At 37.0% G+C, this 26,142-nt stretch carries 21 protein-coding genes; 10 read left to right on the top strand and 11 right to left on the bottom strand.

Annotation, left to right across the window (positions count from 1 at the left end):
• The first annotated feature begins 411 nt into the window (after positions 1-411).
• From B8983_RS11565 to B8983_RS11575, 3 genes are all read left to right on the top strand, one after another.
• Positions 412-657, top strand: a complete 246-nt coding sequence (locus B8983_RS11565; RefSeq protein WP_084285131.1) for a hypothetical protein — start codon at positions 412-414, stop codon at positions 655-657.
• A gap of 365 nt (positions 658-1,022) precedes the next feature.
• Positions 1,023-1,982 carry an HIT domain-containing protein gene (locus tag B8983_RS11570; protein ID WP_200806902.1) on the top strand — a complete coding sequence of 320 codons (960 nt, stop codon included), beginning with the start codon at positions 1,023-1,025 and terminating at the stop codon, positions 1,980-1,982.
• Positions 1,979-3,853, top strand: coding sequence for a DUF2075 domain-containing protein (locus B8983_RS11575; protein ID WP_084285134.1), 1,875 nt, complete (start codon positions 1,979-1,981; stop codon positions 3,851-3,853). The genes B8983_RS11570 and B8983_RS11575 overlap by 4 nt, the downstream gene beginning before the upstream one ends.
• Before the next feature lie 22 nt (positions 3,854-3,875).
• Here the strand turns inward: B8983_RS11575 and B8983_RS11580 are convergent, their stop codons facing one another.
• Positions 3,876-4,205: a nucleotide pyrophosphohydrolase gene (locus B8983_RS11580; protein WP_084285136.1), complete on the bottom strand. Its 330-nt coding sequence runs from the start codon at positions 4,203-4,205 to the stop codon at positions 3,876-3,878.
• Between the two features lie 297 nt (positions 4,206-4,502).
• Between B8983_RS11580 and B8983_RS11585 the strand changes: the two genes are divergently transcribed.
• Complete coding sequence (locus B8983_RS11585; protein ID WP_084285138.1) at positions 4,503-9,251, top strand: protein NO VEIN domain-containing protein; 4,749 nt, start codon at positions 4,503-4,505, stop codon at positions 9,249-9,251.
• Between the two features lie 3 nt (positions 9,252-9,254).
• Positions 9,255-10,970 carry a DEAD/DEAH box helicase gene (locus tag B8983_RS11590; RefSeq protein WP_084285140.1) on the top strand — a complete coding sequence of 572 codons (1,716 nt, stop codon included), beginning with the start codon at positions 9,255-9,257 and terminating at the stop codon, positions 10,968-10,970.
• Between the two features lie 129 nt (positions 10,971-11,099).
• On the opposite strand, the gene B8983_RS11595 is transcribed toward B8983_RS11590, so the two are convergent.
• The 4 genes from B8983_RS11595 to B8983_RS11605 form a co-directional block, all read right to left on the bottom strand.
• On the bottom strand, positions 11,100-11,597 hold the full coding sequence (locus B8983_RS11595) for a hypothetical protein (RefSeq protein WP_084285142.1): 498 nt from the start codon (positions 11,595-11,597) through the stop codon (positions 11,100-11,102).
• 425 nt (positions 11,598-12,022) lie between these two features.
• Positions 12,023-12,490, bottom strand: a complete 468-nt coding sequence (locus tag B8983_RS11600; RefSeq protein WP_439650390.1) for a DUF7281 domain-containing protein — start codon at positions 12,488-12,490, stop codon at positions 12,023-12,025.
• A 144-nt stretch (positions 12,491-12,634) separates the two neighbouring features.
• Entirely contained in the window at positions 12,635-12,778 is a 144-nt protein-coding gene (locus B8983_RS14040; RefSeq protein ID WP_159460895.1) for a hypothetical protein, read from the bottom strand.
• A gap of 91 nt (positions 12,779-12,869) precedes the next feature.
• The gene (locus tag B8983_RS11605) at positions 12,870-13,091 is read right to left on the bottom strand and encodes a helix-turn-helix transcriptional regulator (protein WP_143736175.1); all 222 of its coding nucleotides are present in this window, start codon (positions 13,089-13,091) and stop codon (positions 12,870-12,872) included.
• 141 nt (positions 13,092-13,232) lie between these two features.
• On the opposite strand from B8983_RS11605, the gene B8983_RS11610 reads away from it, so the two are divergent.
• Together B8983_RS11610 and B8983_RS11615 are read left to right on the top strand one after the other, a co-directional pair.
• Positions 13,233-15,125: an ATP-dependent DNA helicase gene (locus B8983_RS11610; RefSeq protein ID WP_084285149.1), complete on the top strand. Its 1,893-nt coding sequence runs from the start codon at positions 13,233-13,235 to the stop codon at positions 15,123-15,125.
• 229 nt (positions 15,126-15,354) lie between these two features.
• Entirely contained in the window at positions 15,355-16,194 is an 840-nt protein-coding gene (locus B8983_RS11615) for an aldo/keto reductase (RefSeq protein WP_084285150.1), read from the top strand.
• 75 nt (positions 16,195-16,269) lie between these two features.
• Here B8983_RS11615 and B8983_RS11620 read toward each other — a convergent pair whose 3' ends face one another.
• Entirely contained in the window at positions 16,270-17,265 is a 996-nt protein-coding gene (locus tag B8983_RS11620; RefSeq protein ID WP_084285152.1) for a Bug family tripartite tricarboxylate transporter substrate binding protein, read from the bottom strand.
• Positions 17,266-17,287: 22 nt separating this feature from the next.
• Positions 17,288-18,394 carry an alpha/beta hydrolase family protein gene (locus B8983_RS11625; RefSeq protein WP_084285154.1) on the bottom strand — a complete coding sequence of 369 codons (1,107 nt, stop codon included), beginning with the start codon at positions 18,392-18,394 and terminating at the stop codon, positions 17,288-17,290.
• A 538-nt stretch (positions 18,395-18,932) separates the two neighbouring features.
• On the opposite strand from B8983_RS11625, the gene B8983_RS11630 reads away from it, so the two are divergent.
• Positions 18,933-19,217 carry an amidohydrolase family protein gene (locus B8983_RS11630; protein ID WP_084285156.1) on the top strand — a complete coding sequence of 95 codons (285 nt, stop codon included), beginning with the start codon at positions 18,933-18,935 and terminating at the stop codon, positions 19,215-19,217.
• A gap of 126 nt (positions 19,218-19,343) precedes the next feature.
• Here B8983_RS11630 and B8983_RS11635 read toward each other — a convergent pair whose 3' ends face one another.
• Positions 19,344-20,321 (bottom strand): Bug family tripartite tricarboxylate transporter substrate binding protein, encoded by a 978-nt coding sequence (locus tag B8983_RS11635; protein ID WP_084285157.1) that lies wholly within the window; start codon positions 20,319-20,321, stop codon positions 19,344-19,346.
• Positions 20,322-20,749: 428 nt separating this feature from the next.
• Here B8983_RS11635 and B8983_RS11640 point away from each other — a divergent pair, with 428 nt between their 5' ends.
• Together B8983_RS11640 and B8983_RS11645 are read left to right on the top strand one after the other, a co-directional pair.
• Positions 20,750-21,709: a Bug family tripartite tricarboxylate transporter substrate binding protein gene (locus B8983_RS11640; RefSeq protein ID WP_084285159.1), complete on the top strand. Its 960-nt coding sequence runs from the start codon at positions 20,750-20,752 to the stop codon at positions 21,707-21,709.
• A 156-nt stretch (positions 21,710-21,865) separates the two neighbouring features.
• Positions 21,866-22,831 (top strand): tripartite tricarboxylate transporter substrate binding protein, encoded by a 966-nt coding sequence (locus B8983_RS11645; RefSeq protein ID WP_084285160.1) that lies wholly within the window; start codon positions 21,866-21,868, stop codon positions 22,829-22,831.
• Positions 22,832-22,884: 53 nt separating this feature from the next.
• Here the strand turns inward: B8983_RS11645 and B8983_RS11650 are convergent, their stop codons facing one another.
• The 3 genes from B8983_RS11650 to B8983_RS11660 form a co-directional block, all read right to left on the bottom strand.
• Positions 22,885-24,000 (bottom strand): mandelate racemase/muconate lactonizing enzyme family protein, encoded by a 1,116-nt coding sequence (locus tag B8983_RS11650; protein WP_084285162.1) that lies wholly within the window; start codon positions 23,998-24,000, stop codon positions 22,885-22,887.
• Positions 23,997-24,977 (bottom strand): alpha/beta hydrolase fold domain-containing protein, encoded by a 981-nt coding sequence (locus B8983_RS11655; protein WP_084285163.1) that lies wholly within the window; start codon positions 24,975-24,977, stop codon positions 23,997-23,999. Before B8983_RS11655 ends, B8983_RS11650 begins: the two co-directional genes overlap by 4 nt.
• A gap of 192 nt (positions 24,978-25,169) precedes the next feature.
• On the bottom strand, positions 25,170-26,135 hold the full coding sequence (locus B8983_RS11660; protein ID WP_084285165.1) for a Bug family tripartite tricarboxylate transporter substrate binding protein: 966 nt from the start codon (positions 26,133-26,135) through the stop codon (positions 25,170-25,172).
• Between the last annotated feature and the right edge of the window lie 7 nt (positions 26,136-26,142).

Consider the following 26,142-nt stretch of genomic DNA (forward strand, 5'->3'; position numbering starts at 1 on the left):
TTAGGTTTTGTAAGTCCAATGGAGTTTGAGAAGCGATGGTATGCAGCTCAGAAAAAGGTTGCATAATTGAAGCGGTTAAGAAGTATGTTTAACGAGGGCAAGGTCAATCATAATAATTTAATCATGATTACTTTAATATTGGCAATCCACAAACACTTCAAATATTGATGTAAATTTTTTGGAGATTCAAAATCTTGATTATTTATTGTTTGAAAATATTGATTAAAGATTGTTAACTCGCCACTAATAACTGTCATTGCCGCTTTTTCTACCGAACATAGTTTTTTATATAAATGGCTAGACTTAAGCCTATTCATTTATTTAGGCTATCCTAAAAATGTGTTGCAACTCGTACTTTAATCCACCGTAACAAATAGTTTTTTTAACTAGTCAAAAATTAGGGAATGTAATATGGCTGATTCACCTTTGGTAAAACTGAAAACATTTGGTGCAAAACCTATAAATAAAGATGCTCATTCAATCTTATCTCGAAGAAATAAACCTACCAAAAAAGAAAAAGAAGTACTTAATCAAAAGATAAAATTAAGAGGGAGAAAATGTAAGATTTGCAATATTTATTTTCATGAATCAATAAATGATCACATAAGCTCAGAAAAACACAAATTAATAAGAATGAAAAATATTGGACTTATTTAATAAAAAAATCATATAACTTAAATCATTAATTAAGCTTTGCATTACAGAACTCTAAGAAGGAGCTTTTTTGGATTGATGGGGTTAACTCAACTCACCACCATGCATTAACTTTTTTTTAATTAGGGTGTCGTTGATATAGGCATAATCCCGTTTAAACGTTTTAACAAATGCTTCTGCCTTGCCCATTCGATTGGGGACTTCCGACTCGCGAAAAAAAAGGTAATCTCCTGCAGGTTAGCTGAGGCGAATTTAGAAGTAGAATTTTCACTTCTGATAATTTTTACAAATTTGGTATATATTAGAATTAAAATATATTTCAAATGACATACTCTCAACTTCTTCAATTCATCTCAAAAGATATGACAATGGCTCATATTTATCAGCCAGTTATGTTGATGGAATTATTGAAAAATGAGGGCAAGGCTTCAGTAGAAGAAATTGCTCAAGCCATCCTGAATCGCGACCCGTCTCAAATTGAGTATTACACACAGATTGTTAAACGAATGGTTGGTGATGTTTTAACGAATAAGCGAAAAATCACAACTAAAGATAAAGGCTTCTATTCTCTTGCTGGAGTTGAATCTTTAACCCATGGTGAAATCGATGAGTTAATTTCATTATGTGAACAAAAAATCATAGATTATGAAAAAAAAAGAGATGGGGCTCAGTGGAGCCATCGTAGGAGAGGGAGAAGGGCAGTATCTGGTTCAATTCGATATGAAGTTTTAAAAAGAGCTAGTGGTCGGTGTGAATTATGTGGGATTTCTAATGAATTTAAAAATATTGAAGTTGATCACATTACCCCTAAAAGCCTTGGCGGAAAAGATGATATTTCTAATTACCAAGCTCTTTGTTATACCTGCAATGCACAAAAGAATAATAAAGACGATACGGACTTTCGTAAATTGAATGCGATGTATGAAGACAGACTTCATGGTTGTTTATTTTGCGATGTTCAAACGATTGATAGAACTCGAATTGTTGAAGAAAATGAATTAGCTTTTGTAATAAGAGATGGTTTTCCAGTAACTGAACATCATTCCTTATTTATCCCCAAAAGACACGTGTTAGATTATTTCGGATTATCTCAACCAGAATTAAATGCAATTCATCAGTTGCTCCATTCCCAAAAAGAATTATTGTTGAAGTTAGACCCAAATATTGATGGCTTCAATATTGGTATGAATTGTGGTGAGACCGCTGGTCAATCAGTTTGGCATTGTCATGTTCACTTAATTCCAAGACGTAAAGGTGATGTGGAATATCCTAAAGGTGGGGTAAGACATGTCATACCTTATAAAGGAAATTATGAGGATTTGAAATGATCATCTACCAATCCAACAAAGAACGATTCATAAAGGATTTAATTTCCAATGAAATCCACGAAATCATTGAGGCAACTTATAAGCAAAAAACTGGTCATAAAGTTGCCAAAAATGAACTGAGATCATGGCAAGAGTCCATGCGATTTATGGGAGCTGTGATTGACGACGAAGATATTCCTGGAGATGCTGGAGTCAGCATTGAGTATTCAATCCCTCAAACATCGAAACGCATTGATTTTATATTGACAGGTCAGAATCAAGATAAAAAAGATCAAGTCGTCATTATTGAGTTAAAGCAATGGGAGTCCGCTGAGAAAACAGATAAGGACGCGATTGTTAAAACAAGGTTTCAGCATGGTATGGGTGAGACAAGTCATCCTTCTTATCAGGCTTGGTCCTATAGTGAATTACTCAATCAATTGAATGAAACAGTCTATACAGATAACATTCATTTAGCTCCATGCGCCTACCTGCATAACTATGTAGAAGATAACGTTATTAAAAATAGCTTCTATCAGCCCTATCTTGAAAAAGCTCCAGTATTTCTCAAAGGTAAAGCTGAGAAGGAAAAGCTTAAAACTTTTATTAAAAGTTTTGTGAAGTTCGGAGATAAGTCTAATTTAATGTTTCGCATAGAGAACGGGAAAATTAAACCTTCAAAGAGCCTAGCAGATAGTTTGGCAAAAATGATCGCTGGCAACCCTGAATTCATTATGCTTGATGAGCAGAAGCTGGTTTATGAAACAGCGATGAAGTTGGCAAAAGAATCAACCCCTAGCAATAAAAATGTATTGATTGTTCAGGGTGGTCCCGGCACTGGTAAATCCGTCGTAGCAGTCAATCTATTGGTAAACATCATTCAGCAGCTTCAATTAGTTGCACAATACATTACCAAGAATGCCGCACCTAGAGCTGTGTACGAAGTAAAGTTGACTAACTCAATGACCAAGACTGCCATATCCAACTTATTTTCTGGCTCAGGCTCATTTCATTCATTAGAGCGTGATGTTTTTGATGTTTTAGTGGTAGATGAAGCCCATCGACTCAATGAAAAATCAGGAATGTTTAAAAATAAGGGTGAAAACCAAGTTAAAGAAATTATTAAATCGAGTAAGTTAGCCATCTTCTTCATTGATGAGGATCAGAAAGTGACCTTTAGTGATATTGGCAGCAAAGAGGAAATAAAAAAATGGGCTAAGTTAGAAAATGCCAAAGTACACCATATGGCATTAGAGTCCCAATTTAGATGTAATGGTTCAAATGGATATCTAGCTTGGTTAGATGATGTTTTGGGTATTAGGGAGACGGCTAACAAGACCTTAGATAGGCTTGAGTATGATTTTCAGGTTTTAGCCACTCCTAATGAGTTAAAAGAATTAATCTTTAAGAAAAATAAGATCAACAATAAAGCAAGAATGGTTGCAGGCTATTGTTGGAATTGGATTAGTCGGGCTGATAAAACGGCATTCGATATTAGCCTTCCACAATACGACTTTGGTATGCAATGGAATTTAGATACGGATGGGTCTTTATGGATTCAAGCACCTGACTCAGTATCAGAAGTTGGTTGTATCCATACCTGTCAAGGTTTAGAAGTTGACTATATAGGAGTGATCATTGGTGACGATCTACTGGTGCGTAATGGTGAAGTAATTACGAATCCCAGCGCAAGAGCGAAGACAGACAAATCCATTAGTGGTTTTAAGAAACTTTTAAAGACTAATCCAGAACTCGCTAATCAGAAAGCTGACGATATTATTCGAAATACCTACCGAACTTTGATGACGCGTGGAATGAAAGGGTGCTACATCTTTTGTACAGATCCTGAAACTCAGGCTTATTTCGAAGACCGACTTAATGCAAAGAATTAAAGCAAAGAATAAGTGCAAAGACTCATATCTCGTTATATTTCTTAGCGCTTCCTTTGGCTTTATCAACCGGATATTTGAGATTATTGGCTTCAATCTTAGCTGAAACTATTTCAGCGGCATCTAAGCCACATTCATTTGCAAGTAAAAATGCATAGGCTAGAACGTCGGCCAACTCTTCTTTGATTTTATCTTTTGAGGCTTGCTCAGAAGATTTCCAAAGAAAGGCTTCAAGCAATTCAGCTGATTCAATAGAGAGTGCAATAGCTAAATCCTTCGGATTATGAAATTGCTTCCAATCACGGACATCTCTAAAGGCGATGAGTTTTTGAGTTAATTCGGAAATGTCAGACATAGTGCAATCCTACTACAGTTTTAGCTTCGAGTTAAGTTGTCCTCAATTGTTAGTCATAAATAAAAAATTCCTAAATAGTTATATTTTTTTGATAGATTCGGAGGGTGAGAATTGAGGTGACAGTTAGATTAAAGAACTAACGAATTTAGTGAAAGTAGCGTCAAAGGTAAGAGGTATTTATTCTAATTTACGTATTCTCGTCTTTTGTTTTCAATGATAAAGTCTAAAGAATTATAAAAAGCTATGATTTTTATATTGATTTGAAGCCTCTCCCTCGAATTTGAAATTGGAATAAGAATGAATGAACAGCACCAGTTAAACATCAGGGGTTCGTATACTGCGAACTTACTAGGTAATATCAAGAGTCATTTAGCTGGACTTCAGGGCTATGACGTAATGGCCCTAGAGCTTATTCAAAATGCAGACGACGCAAAAGCTGAAAGTATTTCCTTTGATATTACTGATCATGGTTTATATATCCTAAATAGCGGAAAATTTTCTTATTGTGGTGACCTAAAACACAAGCCATGCGGGTTTAATAAAAGTCAAAACACCACTTGTGATTTCCATCGAATTGCAGATGTAGGTAGCGGAGTAAAGTTAAACAATAGTGACAATATTGGAAGATTTGGCATTGGTTTTGTTTCCACATACCAAGTAACAGATCATCCTGAAATTATTTCTTCAGGGGTTAAGCTAACGCTGTACCCTGAAGAAGGAGAATGGCAAATTGCACCTTATAAAGAGTCTGAAGGCACTACTTTTTTCTTGAAATGGGCAGATGATTCTAACTCTCAAGCTCGACTTGCTTTGGGACTATCTCATATTAGTCCATCACATATAAAACAGTTAATTGAAGATTTTAAAAAAACTCTTAGAAACAGCCTATTGTTTTTAAAGCATATAAACAAAGCAGAAATTCGAAGAAATGGAGAGCTTATCTTAGCTTGCGACCTCGACAGAGGAAGTGGTTCAGATTTAATTGTTAGTTTTCGACCAACTGGAGAAGTTGAAGAATGGCATATATTGCAAGCTGATGCTTCAACATCCGCTTTACCACTATATGAATCTTATCCTAGATTAAAGAGTTTTAGTCGAAGCACAAAAGTTAGTATTGCACTAAGAATAGACCCAAAGCCTCTGAAGAGTGGTTTACTTTATGCTTTTTTACCTACTGAACAATCTATCGAAGTCCCTTTACATATTAATGCAGATTTTTTCCCAGAGGCTGATAGAAAAAGTATCATCTTAAATGGTAATCAGCACGAATCTGCTTGGAACGAAATGCTACTTGAAGTTGCAGCAACAGAACTTGCTAGGGATTTAGTTTCTTTGATGCAAACTATAGGTGAAGCTAATTTATGGCAAATTCTTAGTTCAGCACTACAGATGTCAACTTTACCAAACTACCCAAATTGTTTTAAGCTCTTTTGGGATAAGTTAAAAGAAAGTGCTACCAAATCACATATTGTTCGAGTAAGTGATGGAAGCTTTTATATTCCAGAAAATGTCTATTTAACAAATAAATTGGATATTGCTCAGATCAATACACTTCAACAAATGGGCGCAGTAGTTCCAGTTGAAGATCTTCGAAAATTTAGAAATATCTTAATTCAGTTTGGAACACCTATCTTAACCTTTGAAAGACTTGTTAATTTATTAGAGGAAACTTTAGCTAACACCTTAATTGAAAAAGTTGAAATAAAAAAATTCACCGACTTTTATCAGCCAATTTGGAAAACTATAAATGAACTAATGCCTGATAAAAACTCCCTACAGGGATCCCCAAAAGAAATATACCAACAATTATCAGAAATACCAATCTTAGTAACTGAAAACTTCTATCCTATTAAAATTTCTCAAGCCTATTTATTGCCTCTCCAATTTAAGTATCATGAAATTAATACTCTGCTTCCAAATCTTCAAATTGCAAACCGTTACATTCACGAATTTGAAAAATTTAAAGACTTAATTGCTCCTTTAAATCTGGAGAGAGTTTTTAAACATATTCAAGAAACGAATCAATCATTGCCAATTAATGAAGTTATTTCTACTTCAGAAAAAGATTTGATTGCACTATATAAAATCTTCGCAGAATTGGATTTACTGGACAATGCTGATATTACGACCTATGAAGGTCTAAAAATGCTACCTATTTGGCTTACAACTACAGGACTAAATACAGCAAAAAATGTCTTGATGCCCGGTAACTTTAATGATCCAACTGGAGAAGCCAATCTTCTTGATATGTCAGGTTTAAATAATTCTGTCAAAGAATTTTTCTCTGCTAAGTTAACGATAAAGACTTTAACTTTAAAAGCATATATCTTGGATGTTTTATCTAATTTTTTTAATGAAGGAAGAGACATTAATCTTCACAAATATAACTCCCTAATGATTGAGTTGGCTAGTCATCAGAACATATTAGATGACTCTGAAATTATTCAAAAATTAAAATCTATCAAAATTGCTCCAACAATGGATGGAGGTTGGAATTTACCGAAAAACATATACAGAAAAACTGATGTACTTGTAAAAATACTTGGAGATGGAAATCATCATTGGCTTGATATTAATAGATTGCCTAACAAAATATCGGTTAATAACTTTATTGATAGCCTTGAAATTCTCAAATCGCCTATTCCGAATCACCTCGTAAATAGGATTATTTCTATTTCAAATCACAATAAACCAACTGAAGAAGCGATAAAACATAGTAGTGAGGCATTTTACGTGCTTTGTGAAAAATATGATCAGTGGAAAGATTTAGATACTTTTAATGATGCAATTAACAATCTCCGAAATGAAAAATGTTTTCCAGCAGAGGGTGATTCTGAAAACTGGTATGAATCAAGAAGTTTATATACCCCATATAGGGCTGCAGCTTTTAGGTCTCAGGTAAATGTTCTTGGCTTTGCAAATCAGAGTCGACTAAAAAAAGAAGTGCTTGAAAAACTGGGGATTACATGGACCCCCAATACAGCTATAGTAATTAATCATCTTAAAAATTTTATAAAAAATGGCACTCAACCCACATTAACTACTTATGAGGTACTTAATGAACGTGCAAAAGAGAAAGACACTCTTGTAGCAACTCTAAAAACAGTAAATTGTATTTATTTTGAAAAGAAAAAAATCTTTCTTAGTCCCAATGAGTGTTTTTGGACTTCACAAAAACTTGGACGGTTTGCATATACTCTTCCAGAAGACTATAAAAATTTAACATTTTTTTTCGATTGTATTGGAGTCAAACAGAAACCTGATGGGAAAGATTTAATTGACATAGTTATCAAAATTGTTAAGGAGTGCTATGAAAAGCAAATTCAATTAATAGGAGTAGACAGAGGAGTTTACGAATTTTGTTTGAAAGAGATTGCTGAATTAGATAAACACAACGAAATAGTTGCCGAAGATTTTCAAAGGTTACAAAAAACCCCAATGATACTAAATTTATCCGGCCAACTCCAATTCCCAGATGAAGTTCTTCTGAAAGATAGTGAATGGCTTGTGAGTTTTTTTAACAGTGAACTTGATTGCGCTCTTACAAAGCAAACACCCGAACTTTTGACATTCATTGAAAAACTTGGAGTTAAAAAACTTAGTGAGTCCGCTAAATTAGTTCTTGACTCCTTTGAAGGATTACCTGAAGAGTTACATGAAATTACAGCAACCTTAAAAGAACGTATTGATGTTATTGAAAGATATATGCATGACAAGACAGTAGCAATAAGGCAAAGGATGCGAAATGCTCTTTCTGGACTCAGTACAGTTAGCTATGATCATCTTAAAATTGAAGCTTCTGTCAAAATAAACGATCGTTGGGTGTATGCTCCTCCTATTAATGCAACATCTTTCTTCGACAAAGTCGAAAAAAAATTAATTTTGCGACGCCCCATACTTGTTAACAATTGGCCTGGAATACTTAATGCAATTTTTCATCAATTGATGCCAGAAGAGTCTGGAAACGAAATTGCAAAACTCAACTTAAGCTTAGGTCCCATGATGAGTATTTCTGTTTCTCAAGCCCACCAAAATCTTACTGATTCCGGTATTCCTCCTTTGGAAAGTGAAATAGGAGATTTTCAAATGGGTGACTTGACATCTGATAATATTGATAATATTGGTACATATTCAGAGTCTGAATTAATTGATCAAGAAGCGTCGACTAAAGCCAGTTTAAGTTTGCCAATAATAGGTAAAAGAATTATTGACCCAATCGAAAATTCTCCATTTTCTAATAACCACAAACATAATCTATCGAGTTTTCAACCATCAAGTCAGACTCAAAAAATAATTGATTCAACTTTTTCTAAAGAAAAGGAAAGGCAAGCTAACGACGATGTAAATGTAAGTCAAGCCACCGCTAATTTATTTGATGACGATAACCCTGTAAGAAAAACTCGCCCAAAACACAAATCACAATGGGACATCGTATTAAGGTCCTATGTGAAACCTAAATCAGAGATCTCTGAACATCAAAATGAACTAGATAATAATCAACATAACCTTGCAGTTGAATCTATTGCGAGAGAAGCAGTTTGCCAATATGAAAAAGAACGAGGTCGAGACCCTGAAGAAATGGCTTTAAACCAACCAGGATATGACATTATTAGTCGTAATCCTCGCTCAGATAGTAAAAGATATATTGAAGTTAAAGGCGTTAGTGGAGAATGGAACAATACTGGTGTTGGATTGTCAAGTTTGCAATTTAACCACTCTCTAAAATATGGAAATCAATATTGGCTTTATGTTGTTGAATTTGTCTCAGATCCAAAATGTATACATGTATATCCGATTTGTAATCCATCTGCTAAGGTTACAAAATTTATGTTTGATGGTAACTGGCGTTATACAGTAATTGATGAAAGTCCCGATCCCAAACGCGCTCTAAAAAAAGGTGCAAAAATAGAGCATACAGAATTAGGATTAGGCGTTATTGATGCAATAGAGTTAAAGGGATCATCTTTTTTTATATGGGTAAATTTTACTAATAAAGGTTTACGTGGGCTCGCCTATAACGAAACAGTAATGAAGATAATAAAGTAACACATGGCAAAAATCATACCTGAACTTTCTGAGTCTCAATTATCTGAATTACCTTCAAGAGGAGAAGCAAAGGTCTACAGGGCCATTAGGGATAGATTATCTGATAGTTTTGTGGTTTTCTTCCAAATTAGCTGGATTTTGAGACTTCAGGATGAGCAATCCAAGGATGGTGAAATTGATTTCGTTGTCTGCCATCCTGATTTTGGATATTTATGTATTGAGGTTAAAGGAGGTGGGATTGAATTTGACTCTCAAAAAGGGCAATGGTTTTCAGTAGACCGCCAGGCCCAAAAACATGAAATCCAAAATCCAATAAATCAAGCAATGAAGTCAAAATACTCGATTCGAGCTAAATTAAATGAAAATGAACGTTGGCAATCTTTATCTCTAAAGAATGTTCTCAAAGGCCATGCTGTTTTTTTCCCTGATATAGGTGATGTTAATTCTTTAATAAGACCAGATATGCCTTCCGCCCTTATTGGTTCTTCAAGAAATCTTCAGGATTTAAAATCTTGGATTGATTCTGCATTTGAGTATTGGCAAAATGACACACCTAAATTCTGTCCTATTGGAATGAGAGGGATTGAAACTTTTAAAAAAATTTTTGCAAGGTCATTTACTCTTATGCCTTTGATTGCATCTCAATTATTTGATCAAGAAGCCCTCAGGTTAATTCTTACAAAAGATCAAATTAAAGTTTTAGACCTATTGAGATCTCATCGAAGAGTTGCGGTTAGCGGAGGAGCTGGCACTGGTAAGACTGTTTTAGCAATTGAAAAATCTCGTCGACTTGCATCAGAGGGTTTTCGAACACTTTTAACTTGTTTTAACCGTCCACTTGCTGACTATTTATCAACCCTTTGTAAAGGGGTTGAAAATTTAGAAGTAATGAGTTTTCACCAACTTTGTTATCGGCAGATTGAGAGAGCAAGTCGTTCTTCAGGCAGAAACCTTAAAAAAGAGGCGATGATTTCATACCCTGGGATGGGAGAGTATGAAGTTCAACTCCCTAATGCCTTATCTTATTCGGTTGATATTCTTCCTGATCGATACGATGCGATAGTTTGCGACGAGGGTCAAGATTTTTTAGAGGATTTTTGGTTACCACTGGAATTACTCTTATCAAATTATGACAATAGTCCTCTTTATGTATTTTATGATGATAACCAAGATCTTTATGATCGTGCTGGAAGCTTTCCCATCCGAGAAACTCCAATCTCACTAACTACTAATTGCCGAAACACTCTTCCTATTCATTTTGCCTCATACAAATACTATAAAGGTTTACCAGTTAGTCCACCCGAAATTGAAGGCATAGATGTTCAATTTGATGCGTCAGAAAATTTAGTTTCTCAAGCAACCAAGATTCACGCCCGTATTGTTGAGTATATCGTAAGGCAAGGGGTAGCTCCGGAGGATATTGTTGTCTTAATTGCGGATAAATTGAATAAATCTGACTATCATTTTGCATTAAATAAACTGCCTTTACCAAAGCAAGTCAATTGGACCGTAGATGGTGTTCGGAATCAAAACAATATTTTGATAGAAACAGTAAATAGATTTAAAGGACTTGAGGCATCAATTGTTATTTTATGGGGATTGGATTCAATCGATATCACACAAAATAGAGAGCTACTTTATGTAGGTATGAGCCGAGCGAAATCTTTATTGATTATTGTTGGGAAATCATCGACGTGTGACTACCTAAAAAATTTGTAGAATTAAAATAAAAGTGTGGGTTAACTAAAGCTTGTTTTATGAAATCTCTCTATTATGAAAGAGTGGATTCAACAACGCAGCGCAATAAAGTTTACTGACAGCATAAAAACATTGTTGGTGTTTTAAATTCTAATCTTTTTCATTGTCAGTTATTTCATTTGATTCTGAATTTTTTTTCTCAATCCAAATTGCATAATAATATTCAAACAAAAGATCATTCATATGATTCCAGTATTTACTTTGTTTTGAATAGATACCAGATTGATATTCACGCATATCAAAGAAATTTATACCTGTAGGGCATCCATCAAGATCAAAATTACTTTCTGGTCCTTCCTCAGAAATTAAACTAAAGTGATTTGTTCTCAATTGAAAATCAGCTACTACAGTATTTGGAAATTCTAGGGAATCTACGATGCAGGGCAAGTTTCCATCTTCTTCACTAACTTCAGTCCAGTTGATCTGATTTGGTGTCTCATTCAAGAGAGATCCATTTTCATGACAAAAATAAACAATTGCTTTACCTTCGGATTCTTCATGAATGAACGCATAATTGTGTTGAAGCATGCCAATACCCTTGAAATACCAGTTTGGCTCTTCTTTTAGAATAATTTTTTGAAGTGTCATATTTTATTTTGTTAATTAATTTCCAATGATAAAAGGGTTTGAGATGCCAAGAACATCTTTACCAACTACATTTGAAGCTAATTTGATGGTAGGGGTACCACTGTGGGATTGACTATTATATGGTTGAGTACGCGGTTAAATTTGTTAAAAATTCTTATCAGATACTTAGGACAAACTCCATTAGAAACATTAGGTTAGCTGCTCTCTCCTTTATGAATGTGGGAGACAAGGTGCCAAGATTATATGCTTTTAGTATTTATACTCCTGATGCCGCAAAAGACCTTGGTAGATAAACTAGACGAGCATGCCCATTTTATTAATCAGCCCGATCAACAGTTTTACCTGTAACTGATCAGAGGATTTGGTATCGCCAAGGCCAATCATTTAGTAATGCCAACTCAGTTTGAGCTTTTAACCAAGAATCTTTAAGGTGTTCTTTTCATCAAAAAATACTCTTGCGGCAAAGCTGTCCCATATTCTTGCAGTAACTTCCAACACGTAACAATATCCGGATGAGTCGCATTATTCAAAATACTTTGAGACTGCATCAACTGACTACGATAGCGGGAGTAATTCTTGATAGACTTTAACGCTGATACCAACTCATGAGTAGGAGGAACTATCAGCCCCTCAAAATGAGGTGTGCTCATAGCCAAAATCAGGCCTGAAGGGTCTAGATCAACAAAGGAAAAGACTGGTAGTGCTAAGCCATTTAACAGAGCCATAACATAATCTTGACGATAGATAGGACTTCCTCTAAAAACTACTAAAGGGTTTTTACCTGCAAGGGAGAGATCAAAAGTAACTTGATGGATTTTATCGAATGCTTCCCAGTTCTCTACTAGCAAAACAGATGTGTGATCACAATTGGCTACTAACCATTGCCAGTCGATATCAAGATTTCAGCTGATTCGTAAAGATGTTTTCTGTTCACCGAGACATAATAAATTCCCTGGTAAGACTTTAATAGCGACTCGGTTTTGCCTAACGGATGAGCTCGTCATCTTCTCATTGTGACTAAACTCCAAACTATCAGTTCAACTTAATTCTTGCCACTGTCCAAGCTGTGTCGTTTCTACATCGATTCCTTCAGTAGCTAATAATTTACGAATCGAATCACGATCACTACCCGAGAAAATGATTGAAGTCCCGACTCTTTGACCAATATTAAAATCTTCCATCAACCGAGTAAGTACTCCTGAAGCAGTATAAAACTTGAAGTTAATAAAGTAGGTTCCTATAATTACTCAAATTGTAGAAACTTAGGGGGGATTAAAACTCAAGTAAATTACTAGGTTCAATGTCTAATGCATTACTAATTTTTAAAAGTAAATCTAGGGACGGATTTGCTCTACACCTTTCAATCTCAGCTATGGAGCTTCTATCAATTCCAGAAGCTAATGCAAGCTTTTCTTGGCTTAGATCTTTAGCTTTACGATATTTCTTTATGTTATTGGTAAGTAATAACAGAAGTTCTTCAGAGTTTAGTTTCATGCCCACTAATTTTTCATTTTTTGGGATAAAAAACAACAGCCTATTACCCGACGGGATATAGACTACATTTGATATACTAAATGAAGCACATCATCAAAAAAACCCTGACGCTTTACCTGAAATATAAAGGCTATCAGCATAATGAAGTTTTCAGAAATATCGAAAATACTTATAGATCAATTTAATCTGAAAATAATAGTTATTCAAGGAAATAAAGAAACCTTATATTGCTACGGGGATAAGGCAAAAGATTTAGCGATAGAATTAAATATTTCTTTACCCGCAGATTTAACTCATTCATTAAAAATACCATCATCACAAATAGAGAAATGTGAGGATCATCTTAAAAGTTATGGCTATAAATATGCCATTCTTGAATTGCATGAATTCGATTTAAAAACTGATTTTAATAAAAAAAACTGGATAGTTACCCGAACTTCGTCGGATGAGGCTATTGGGATCACATTTGACAATAAAAATTTAACTGGTGAATATCCTCGTAAAAGAAAAACAATCCTTGAGACAATTCTTTTACCTACAGAACTTTCTTTAGATGAAGATACAAGTATTACTTTAAATGAGGAACAAATTCAAATACTTACCCAAATTGATAATTGGCTCAGCAACGATAATCAAATAGCAATTATTTCTGGTAGAGCTGGTACAGGAAAAACTACCCTTTTAAAGTACGTTGTAAAGCTAATAGAAAAAAGAAAGAAAACCCTTTCATTACTAGCACCAACTGGTAGAGCTGCTAGAGTTATAACAAAAAAAACTGGGGTTCAAGCGAATACCATTCACTCAGAGATATATGTTTTAGACAGTAACTCAATAAAAATGTCAGAAGACCCCGAATCGCAACAAAGGGCTTTTGAGGAAAGTGACTTCTCCTTAAATTTCAAATTAAAAGAAGAAGAAAACCTTGCTCAGATTTACATAGTTGATGAAGCATCATTAATTGGGGATTCATTAGGATCTCAAGGAGATCTAAATTTTGGAACAGGCAGATTGTTAAATGATTTACTTACTCAAATAGGGGTAATACACAGAAAGAATACATCTACCAAAATATTGTTTGTTGGAGATTCCTATCAATTACCCCCAGTACGAGAGAACTCATCACCTGCTCTAGATATATTGTATATGAGTCGGACTTTTAAATTAACAAAACTTCCTGAGTTTTATGAATTAACTAAAGTTATGAGACAGTCTGAAAATAGTTTGATATTACAAAATGCAGAAATAATTAGATCTCAAATTAACGATAAAAAAAATGGGTTCATATCATTAAAATTCAATGATAAAGATTTTTATCATTCAGATGCCATATCAGTTCAAAAAGAAGTCTCAAACCAAAGCCTTGCAAATAGGATAATGATCACTCGTTCCAATCAAAATGCGCATGGCTTCAACAAAAGCATAAGATCAAGAAGATTTAAAGGTCTAGATACAAGCCAACCACAGATAAATGACTTGATTATTGTTAATACAAATAGTTCTAAATATGGTTGCTACAACGGAGATATATACTCGATTATTGAATTATCAGAAAGACAAATTATTACTGTAGTTCTAGAAAAAAGCAGCCGATTTAAACATAAACCTGAAACTGTAAATTTATTATTTAGAGATATTTTAATTAGGCCTATAGAATTTATTGAAAGTAATAAATTTGATAAGCAAGTGAAAGTAATTGAAAACTTATTAAACTCACCAGAGAATGCTTTAGATAAGTCTGAATCAATAGGTCTTCACGTTGACTGGAATAATCGAACTAAGTTAGCAAACTTGACAGTTGAAGAAAAGAAAAAAGACTTACTACATGATCCCTATATAAATGCCGTACAAATTAAGTATGCCTACGCTATAACCTGCCACAAATCTCAAGGGGGTGAATGGCCTCATGCTGGTGTTTTTCTTGAAGGAAAGCTCGAACATGAGAGTGACTTTAGATGGTTATATACTGCAGTAACTAGAGCGACAAAAACACTCTCATTGATTAATGCGAGTTATTTAGAAGATATTAAGAATTGAGTGTTTTAAATAGCAGAATAAAACACGAATCTACATGTTAGTTTTGAGTGGATAATTGTTCAATAATGAGTTAGATTTTGGAAATCAATTACATCCATAATCCCCCCATTCAAATCCAATGATAAGATATTAATACTCTCTTTAATCCTGGTACTAAATTGATATCATTTAACTCAAAAGCCCTGATCAAAGATGATTATCTAATAATTAAATACAAAAAGGAGCACATATGATTAACGCAACATCTGTACCTGTTATTACCTCGCAAGGATGTAGTATTCCTCAAATTGGCTTTGGAACTTCTCAATTAGGAGACTGTGCCGAACTCGTTTGCCATGCCTTAAAATTAGGCTATCGACATATTGATACGGCCTGGAAATACGGCTCAGAAAAAGGCGTCGGCGAAGGTATTCGTGCATCGGGTGTGCCACGCAGCGAGATCTTCTTAGTAACTAAAGTCTCCCACGAATACCTCTCTAAAGATGCTTTTGCCAAATCAGTGGATGAGAGTTTAAAAAATCTTCAAGTCGATTATGTGGATATGCTGCACGTCCACTGGCCAACGATTGACAATATTCCCATGGCTGAAACAATGACTGCCTTAGCGCTAGCCAAGCAACAAGGCTTAACTCGCCATATTGGTGTAGCCAACTTTAATATTGCCCTCCTTGAGCAGGCGATGTCGCTCTGCCCTGAACCCATTGTGTCTTTACAAGCGGAGTATCATCCCTACCTAGATCAGAGTAAATTATTAGCGTTTTGTCAAAGCAAAGGCTTAACTTTTACGGCGTATTGTCCACTCGCGCGTGGTCGTTTATTTGATGATCCAGTCTTGACTGAGATAGCAAGAAACAAAGATAAATCCATCGCCCAAATTGTTTTACGTTGGCTCACGCAACAAGGCAATATTATTCCCATTCCAAGATCGTCTAACCTAGAGCGGATTGCGCAGAACTTGGATATCTTTAATTTCACGCTAACTCCAACAGAGATGGCACAAATCCACGCACTAGCCAAACCTGATGGCAGAATAGCAAACCCAGCTGGCAGAGCACCGCTTTGGGACTGACTCATGATCCAATCCAGATAACTGCTAAACGCAGCAGTTATCTGATTGGATTTTACCTACTCAGCAGATTTTCACCTACTCAGATTTAATGCCTGCCGCTTTAATAACGATTGCATTCGTAGTGAGTTCATCTTTAATTAATTGATCAAATTGCTCAGGGGTCATTGGCAATGCTTCTGCTCCTAGACTCACTAAGCGCTCTTTAACTTCGTTGTCTTGCAGCGCTTTTAAAGTGGATTGATTTAATTTATTCACAATGTCGCGAGGCGTTTTAGAAGACACCAACATGCCGATCCAAAACAAATATTCTGATTTTGCAATACCTGCCTCAGCTAAGGTAGGAACGTCCGGTAATTGGGACGAGCGCTTTGGTGTGCTCACTGCTAAAGGAATTAATTTACCCGCTTTAATCATGGGTAAGGCTGAGACTAAAGGCGCAAAAAAGTAATCGATGCGTCCAGTCATCGTCTCAGTAATGGCCTCAGGAGAACCCTTGTAGGGCACATGCACCGCGTCAATGCCGGTGGCTAATTTAAATTTTTCTGCGCTCATATGCGTTGCACTACCTAAGCCAGCCGACGCATAATTGAGTTGCCCTGGCATATTTTTAGCCGCTGCCACGACATCCTTCACCGATTTATAACCTTTATTTGGCGATACAACCATCACGTTAGGGACGACGGCAAGAGGGACCACAGCAGAAAAGTCTTTCACTGGATCGTAACTGACCTTGTTGAGCAGAGGTAAAACAGTGTGCGCTCCCGTATAAACAAAGACAGAATGCCCATCTGCAGGAGAATTTAAAATAGTCTGAATCGCCAGTGTCCCAGCAGCTCCGGGTTTATTCTCGACGATCACAGAAACGCCAAATTCATTCTGCAATTTTTCTGCAATAGAGCGAGCAATAATATCTGAGGCGCTACCTGCCGTTGCCCCAGAAATCAGTTTGATGGGTTTACTCGGAAAGGCTTGGGCAAACCCGTTTAAATGGGTAAATCCAAGACCCATACTAAACAGCAAAACATAAGTTAAATGGATTGCTTTACTTCTCATCAATCGCCATTGAGTCATTTTTATTCCTATTTAAAGATTACTAAATGCGTGGCAAACCTAATTGCTCAGCCATCCAATCTGCTGTGCGATGTCGATATCGGTAAGGGCGGTTATTTGCGATATGGTTACCATCTTCCACAATTAATAATTCGGTTGGTCCAGAAGCCTCATCTGCCATGCGCTTAGTATCCTGCCAAGGAATTAAGCGATCTAACTTACCCGTCACTAAAAACAAGGGGCAAGTAATTTGTTGAGCAATGCCATTTTTCATGGTCAGCGTTTTACTATATTCTTTCGCCTGCGCCTCGGTCGCTAAATGACTTCTCACCCGGAAAGCCTCTTTAGTAACGGGTGGCAATTGATCCCAGGTATCAAAAAAATCATAAGGCCCGGCAAGACCAATACACGCCTTCAAGCGTTTTTCAAAAGCAGCGGCCCTTGGAGCGTAGTAGCCACCTAAGCTCACACCCCATAAACCAATCCGGGTAGGGTCAATATCATCTCTCTGTATCAACCAATCGACGATTGCCTTGACTGGCACCTCATAATCCCCACGAATTGGGAAATCATATTCCGCTTCACCTTGGCCTGGACCATCCACCAGTAAAGTGGCCATGCCGCGCGCCAAAAAAGGCAGCTCATAAGCTTCCAGCTCTTCTTTGGCTGAGTCTAGGCCTGGGACCATAATCAGTACGGGTGGTTTTTGATTAGCACCGGTGGCACCGTGAGCCCCTTGGGTTCCATGGGGCAAGCGTAAGAAACCAGCCAAGGTTTTCCCCATATAAGGAATTTCAACGCGTACCGCTGGTGGGCGCATATAGGGCAATGCTAATTGCTTACATTCAACCGCCTTCATATGCGCTGTGCGCATCACATCGATATCATTTACAGATACGAATTTGGCAAAATGATAATACACCGCAGCACGGGATAAATGCTCACTAGCACTCAAGAAAAACTGTTGATCTAGGGCCTCTTTGCCGAGATTTTCGTGGACGAGCGCTCTTTTGCACCAAGCACTTGTCCAATCTTCCCAGCGATCAATTCCTTGCGTCACTTCTTGAAAATCGGTCAATAAAATACCATTCGACACAAAGCGTGGCCCCCAATGGGCAATAGCTGACTCAACTCGTGGATCTTTACTCATTGAACTTCTGTCTCCTTAGTTATTTACCTTCGTACAATCCTCGCAAAGTGCCAAAGTGCATGCGAGAAATGGATGTCAGTATTTTTATATATATAGTATCTATCATATCCAAAAAACTTGGCTAAGCAATATTTTTTTGAAGTATCTAATCAACAGCTCCTGCAAAATCCATCCAGGACTCAGCTTTTTAATCAAACACGCTAGTTTAAAGATCACCTTTAAGTCCACTTTTGGACCGTGGTGCTTTCAGGTACTTCCATGACTTCTGTAACACCTTTAACTTTACTCATGACACCTCCTAATAGACTAAATATTCGTCTAAAAAGTGTCTACAGTACTAGTAGCGATTCAGGGTTTGATTCTGAAATCTTAGGGTAAATAGGGGTCTCTGATTTTTTCTTTGGTTTTATAGTATGAGATATAAATAATAAATCTAAGACTTTTTTGAGGGAATCTTTGATAAGTTTCCTAAACTTAAAATTCTAGCTGCACATGGTGGTGGGTTTTTAGGTTCATATGCTCCAAGAATGAATCGTCGTTGTTCCATTCCCCAGCAAACTGTAATCCTAAAATTCAGTTGAAGAAATTGCCAACAGAATATGTAAAACAAATTTACTTTGATACCTTAGTATTTACGGGGGAGTCTCTTAGACATCTTGCTGCTGAGGTAGGACCCAGTCAGTTAATGATTGGCCCTGATTGGCCCATTCCTTGGGAGGAGGATCCGGTTGGGCACATTATGAATACTCCGGAACTTAGCGATGACGATCGATACAATATTTTAGGTGCCAACGCGATTCAGTGTTTAAATTTAAAAATTTAAACAAATTCAAAATAGCTAAATGCTAATTTAACATCCTCAACTTTTTGGACGGTATTGCCGTTTGAAGCATAGTATTTTGAAGAGAGGAGGTCATATAGAGCCTCCTCTATCAACCGCCTTCATTCATTAATCAGCTTTGATTTTATTTTCAGTAATTAATTTTGAATACTTTGCATTTTCTGCACTGATAAAAGCCTTAAATTCATCCATACTCGTTGCTTGCGCTTGCACACCTAAACCTGCAAATCGCTCTTTGATTTCTGGATCACTCATAATTTTTACCAAAGCAGTATGGTATTTCTCCTGAATGTCTTTTGGTGTGCCAGCTGGCAGATAGACACCCCACCAAGATAAGGCAGCAAATCCTGGCATGCCTGCTTCAGAAAAGGTTGGCACTCCCGGTACTAATGAAGTTCTTGCCGTACTTGTAATCGCTAATGGGCGGATTCTTCCTGATTTAATGTGCTCTGCTGCAGGTAATGCATCTGATACGATAAAGTCAATTTGTCCTGCCATTAAATCAATCAATGCTAACCCACCGCCTTTATAGGGCACATGCGTCATTTTAAGGTTTGCTTCACGCATGATCATTTCTGTGGCAATGTGCGACATACTACCTGGTCCACTGGTACCAAAATTTAAAGAATCTGGTTTAGCTTTTGCTGCATTGAGTAAATCTTGGAGTGTTTTATAGGGTGAATTAGCCGGCACAACTAATACATTAGGCCCCGCAGAAATCATTGCAACCGGAATAAAGTCCTTCTCCATGTTGTAGGTAACTTTGCTGATTAAAGGATTAATCAATGCGGGTCCAATATTACCGAGGACAAAAGCATACCCATCCGCTGGTTGACGCGCTGCGTAGTCCATACCAATTGAACCTGCGGCACCACTCTTGTTTTCAACAATAATAGGCTGACCCCAATAATCATTTAATTTCTTAGCCATTAAGCGTCCCATTAAATCAGAACTACCGCCTGGTGGGTAAGTCACAATAAAGCGTACTGGCTTCGATGGGAAACTTTGCGCAAAAATGTTTAAAGAACAACAAGCAAATAGAATACATAAGAACTTCATTAGATTACGTTGGTATTTCTGCGTCATGCGCTTTCTCCTAAGTTAATTTTTGTAATTAATTATTTTAATTTTGTTCGGATAATTATCTCATTTATGGTGATTTTGTTCAGCCCTAATTTTTTACCCACACTTTTGCTTACTTGCTAGTTTCAGTAATTATTCGTTACTGCTTGTTATCCCCATGATTTTTCATTCCAAAAGTGTTTTTTTCTCGCCTTGGACACATCATGAGCACTCCGGAACTAAGCAATGATGAAAGATCCAATAGCTTGGATGCTTGGATGCCAATGCGATCAAGTTATTAGACTTTAAAATTTAAACAAGTAAAAATACTTCAATTGAGATTTACGAATCTTTTGTCACATCACACCAGCCTAAACTGATAAAGTATGTAAATAATTTGGTTGATTCATACGGTATTACTTTCAGATATTCAACAATAAAAAAGGTTTAACGTGTTTAAATTATTTTTAACTTTATTCAGCTTGCTGGTTTCGCAAATCACATTGGCAGCCTATCCAGAACGATCTATTCGCTTAGTAGTTCCCTTTGCCACAGGTGGCACCTCAGAAATTATCGCCAGGTCAGTAGCTAATAGTCTTAGTACGAGTCTTGGCCAGTCAGTTTATGTCGAAAACAAACCGGGTGGAGCAGGCAATATTGCCATGGAAGAGGTCAAGCGTGCCAAACCTGATGGGTATACCCTCATGCTGGGTCACGTTGGCACATTAGCGGTGAATCCTGCCTTATTTGGTAATAAATTACCCTATGATCCCAACGCAGACTTTGCGCCTGTTACGTTGATCGCCAAAGTACCTAACATCATTGCTGTCAGTGAAAAAAGCCCATACAAGACCTTAGGTGAATTAGTGGCTGATGCTAAAAAGAATCCTGGAAAGATTAATTACGGCTCTGCTGGCAACGGCAGTGCAGGGCACTTGGCCATGGAGTATTTCTCTTCGGAAGCTGGGATTGATTTAGTGCATGTGCCCTATAAAGGTTCTGGCCCCATGTTGACGGATCTCATTGGTGACCAGATTCAAGCAACCTTTAATGGCCTGCCATCCCTTATTGGACAGTTCAAAGGCAAGGCTCTACGCCCATTGGCAACCGGTTCTGCTGAAAGATCAAAAGTTCTGAGTAATGTTCCGACGATATCGGAGTTAGGTTATAAGGGCTTTGAAACTTCGCAGTGGTATGGGATTATTGTTCCTGCGGGAACGCCACAAGCGATTATTGATCGGCTGCAGAAGGAGATTGCCAAGGGATTAAGTTCAAAAGAAGAATCGAAGAGAATGCTTGAAGATGGGGCCGTTTTAATTGGCGATACGCCAACCCAATTCAGCGCTTTTATTAAATCTGAGCAAGCTCGCTGGGCTAAGGTTGTAGAAAAAGCAAAGATTTCTCTTGATTAGATTGATCGCTAAGTAAAGGGTATGAGGATAGCACTTGGGGATTGCCATTTTATTTGTAAAAAGTAATGACGTAATTTGAAGAAGTTTTTTTTATGGAGTAGTCCTAATAATATATAAGACTATTTTCATCTAACTCAACATTTGCGAAGGATACTCATGATTAGGTTTTATCTATTTTTTTTAATACTAATTTTTCATGGACACTCTGCTGATGCTCTAGCGCAAGTCAACCCTTATCCGAATAGACCGATTACTATCATGATCCCAATGGGTCCTGGTGGCACCTCAGATGCTTTAGGGCGAATAATTTCTCCTCTACTAAGTGAAAAGTTGGGACAACCAGTCATTGTTGAAAACCGTCCTGGCGCTAATGGACTTATTGGGGAAGAGTATTTTTCAAAAGTTAAATCAGATGGATATACCATCATGTTAGGTTCAGGTTCAGCGTCGATTAATCTTTGGCTTCAATCGTTGAGTTATGACCCCCGAAAATCTTTTGTGCCAGTGACCATGATGAGCACATTACCAATGGCTTTAATCGTGAATAATAAATTGGGTATTCAATCCATGAAAGAATTTATTGAGTATGCAAAAAAGGCTCCAACACCTATTAATTATGGACATTGGGGGGATGGAAGTGTAGCTCAACTAGACGCTGAGATCTTAAAAACAGAGGCTGGAATTGAGATGAGTGGTATTCCTTATAAAGCTTCGCCACAGGTTCTCAACGATACTATTGGTGGACAAATAGAGGTTTCATTTGTTGGAGCAATGGCGGCTGCACAACACATCAATGGTGGGAAAATACAAGTTTTAGCAGTTACTTCTCCAACAAGAACTATGGTGCTACCAAATACTCCTACGATGACTGAATTAGGTTATCCAAAAGTTGAAGTGGAAGCATGGTTTGGATTTTTTGTGCCGCGAGGAACTCCAGAAAATATCAAAAATATGCTGAGTCAAGCTTTGATTAACATTGTTCAGCAAAGTGATGTAAAAGCGAAATTAGAATCTCAAGGATTTCGAGTAGTGGGTAATACCCCTGACCAATTCAGTAAATTTTATCTAAGTGATATTGAAAAGAACGGCCGAGCGATCAAGTTAATTTCGACTAACAAGTAAAAGTTACGCCCTCAATATGCTTTGACGCTGAGGGAGTTGTCTTGGGTAACTTACTAAAATAGTTTGGCTTCATCGACTTTGGTAGATCGCAAAAGTTCCTCATTGACTTCAACTCCAATCCCATGGCCCGTAGGTATGGTTGCAACACCTCCAGCAAATAAAGGCGGATTTAAAGTATATTCATCTTGTAAGTAAAGATTCGTCAAGCTAATGCCCCATGAAATTTCAGGTAAGACAGCAGCTATTTGCAACAAAGCTGAAGTGGCAATATTGGTTTCAGCAACTTTACAAGCTAAGTTGATTTTAAAGCCAGCCTCATGTGCGCTTGAACAAGCTTGAAACACCCGGCTCACTCCGCCAAGTTTGATCGCCTTGAAGCTGCCCCCATGAACTAATTTGTCCGCTATAAAATGCTCTAGTTTTTCAATATTACTCAGTGATTCATCAACCCCAATTGGAATCTCTGAAGCATTTGAAAGACTACGCCATTGATCATCATTTTTGGGATTGATTGGTTGCTCAAAAAAAGCCAAGCCTTGATTAGAAACTAACTGAAGATACGTTAGAGCGTCTTTTAGTTGATAGCCTCGATTGGCATCTGCTGAAACTTGAGCATCTTTCGGTAAGGCATTCAGAACTTCAATAGTTCTTTTCGCGTCAGCTTCTGGAGATTCCATACCTGCTTTAACTTTAAAACAGCGCCAACCTTCTTGATATTTTTCTAAAGCTTGATCCGCATCCTTGATTCCACCTTGTCCGGCAATCATCCAAAGAGCTGGAATATGAAAGCGTTGTATTTTGCCAAGTAATTCATGCAGAGGAACTTTTTTCTGGCGTGCTAAGGCATCCATGAAGGCCATTTCAATAGCAGATTTTGCCGCATTATTACTAATAATACCTTTGTCTAGTTGGTTTAGAAAACTTTCCGCATCTAAAAAGTCTTTCCCAATAATTCTCGGGATGAGATGCCTTGCTGTACCGAGCATACTAGCAGGGGTTTCACCCGTCATGTTCGGTGCTGAAGCAGCTTCTCCCCATCCTACAAATCCGTCGTCACTTTCTATCCGAATAAATAAATTATCTGAAGTTTCAATTAATGATCCTGCCATTTTTAATGGTATGCCAAGCTTTAGACGACCGATAAAACTCTCAACTGTTTTAATTTTCATGAAAAAACTCCTTTTGCCATTTGTTGCATTGCTAGACTAGACTCTTTGATGATGTCATAGACACTGTCGACTTGATTGCAGAAACGCAGAAATCCGTGCGGATAACCTTCAAGGACAATGACTTGGTGCGCTATATTGAGACGCTTTAGTTTTTCTGCAAACATTAACGTGTCATCTAATAAGGGATCTAAGTTCCCGACTATTAACAACATAGGGGGAAGAGATGGTTCATTCGATAGTAGGGGTGAAGTTTGGTGAAGATCTATTTGTTCGATCTTATCAAGGTATTGATGCCAATACCAACTCATTGCTTTAGCAGATAAACCATATCGACCATCGCCAATTCTTTTCCAAGACTCTGAGTTAGTATCGCCACTATAAACTCCATAATAAAGAATCATTCCTATCATTCGGGATCGGATTGAATCTGTTAAATAATCTTGATATGTAGCTAAAGCTAAATTTGCACCTGCAGAATCGCCAATGAAAATAAACTTGATGCTATCTTGAGTAAGTCCAAATTGTTCTTGGAAAACCTGCGTTAAATATTCAAGGGTATCAGCAATTTGTCGATTCTGAAATGGAAATTTCTTACTAGGTGCAAGGGTATAGCCAATCGATGCAACAGGTAACTGACTACTTTTACAAAAAGCTCTTGCTATGCCGTCATGCGTTTGTTCATTACCAAATGTCCAACCGCCACCGTGTAAATAGATGCCGAATGTTGATGATTCGTATGGTGTATCCGGCAGGTAAAGTCTTATATTAATCGACTCATCCTCAAAATTCATTGTTAAGGTTTGAACTTTTGAAACTTGGAATGGTTCTTCATTAAGATAAGCATATTGTTTTTCTAATTCTGCGCGAGCATAGGAAAGATCTGCGGTCGTTACGTCCACCGGACCAAGACCTATTTCTTTCATTTTTTGCATGACGCTTAATAATTTTGGGTTGAGTGGTGTCTCAGGATATTTCATGATGATGATAGGCGAATACCTATTCCTTTAGGGTGATTAACGACATTCAATAGACACTAGGTAAGAAATTTCAGATGAGGCCATTTATCTTTGAGCAAGTTAGTTACTGATTGGGTAATTTCTTGTTCTTGATTAGTATAAAAATGATCGCAGTCTTTTTAGGGGTTACGAAAAAGCGAAAATTTGATTCGCTTAGTTATCCATCTTAATGTTATTTTCTATAATCAGTTGCTCATATTTTTTTAGCTCTTTTTTGAAGAGTAAAGAAAATTGTTCACTGGAACCACCCTCGATTCTGACACCTCTACTATCAGCTAGAGATTTGAGCACTGGATTTTTAAGAGCAATATTTGCTTCTAAATTGAGCTTTTTCACAATTTCACTTGGAGTGTTTGCAGGGAGGAAGAGGCCTTGCCATCCATCTGAGTCAAAGCCTGGATAGTATTTTGAAATAGTGGGTACATTAGGAAATAACTCAGAAGGCTTTGATCCACCGATTGCCAATGCTTTAATTTTACCGCTTTGAAAGAGAGACAAGGTAGATGTGGTGGTGTCAAAGGCAATATCAATTTCTCCAGCCATCAGCGCAGTTAGTAGTTGTGGTGATCCGCGGTATTGAATATGTTGCATTTGAATACCAGCCGCTTTTTCAAGCATAGCCATACTTAGATGGGGGCCAGAACCACTACCGTATGATCCGTAGTTAATTTTCCCAGAGTTTTTAGATGCGTAATCGACTAATTCAGTTAAATTATTTGCAGTAAATTTAGGGTTTGCTACTAATACATAAGAAACAGAAATTGTTTGGATTAATGGGATTAAATCTTTCTCCGAATTAAACGACAATTTTTGAACAAATGGGTTAATGGTGATCTGTGAAGCACTATTTAAAATCGTATAACCATCTGGCAATGACCTTACAACTGACTCCGCTGCAACAGTACCTGCAGCTCCCACTTTGTTTTCTACAACAATTGCCTGTCCCATGGAGTCTTGTAATTGTTTTGCAATGGCTCTGCCAAAAAGATCAGTGGCAGCTCCTGGCGGATATCCAATGATCATTTTGATCGGTTTCGACGGATAGTTTTGTGCGAATACAGACGAATTAGGAGATAGAAAAAGAAGGCTTATTAATAAAAATTTAACTAGATGCATCATTTCAATC

Origin of the sequence: Polynucleobacter kasalickyi (assembly GCF_900176405.1) — a bacterium.
In the GTDB taxonomy this organism is placed as follows: domain Bacteria; phylum Pseudomonadota; class Gammaproteobacteria; order Burkholderiales; family Burkholderiaceae; genus Polynucleobacter; species Polynucleobacter kasalickyi.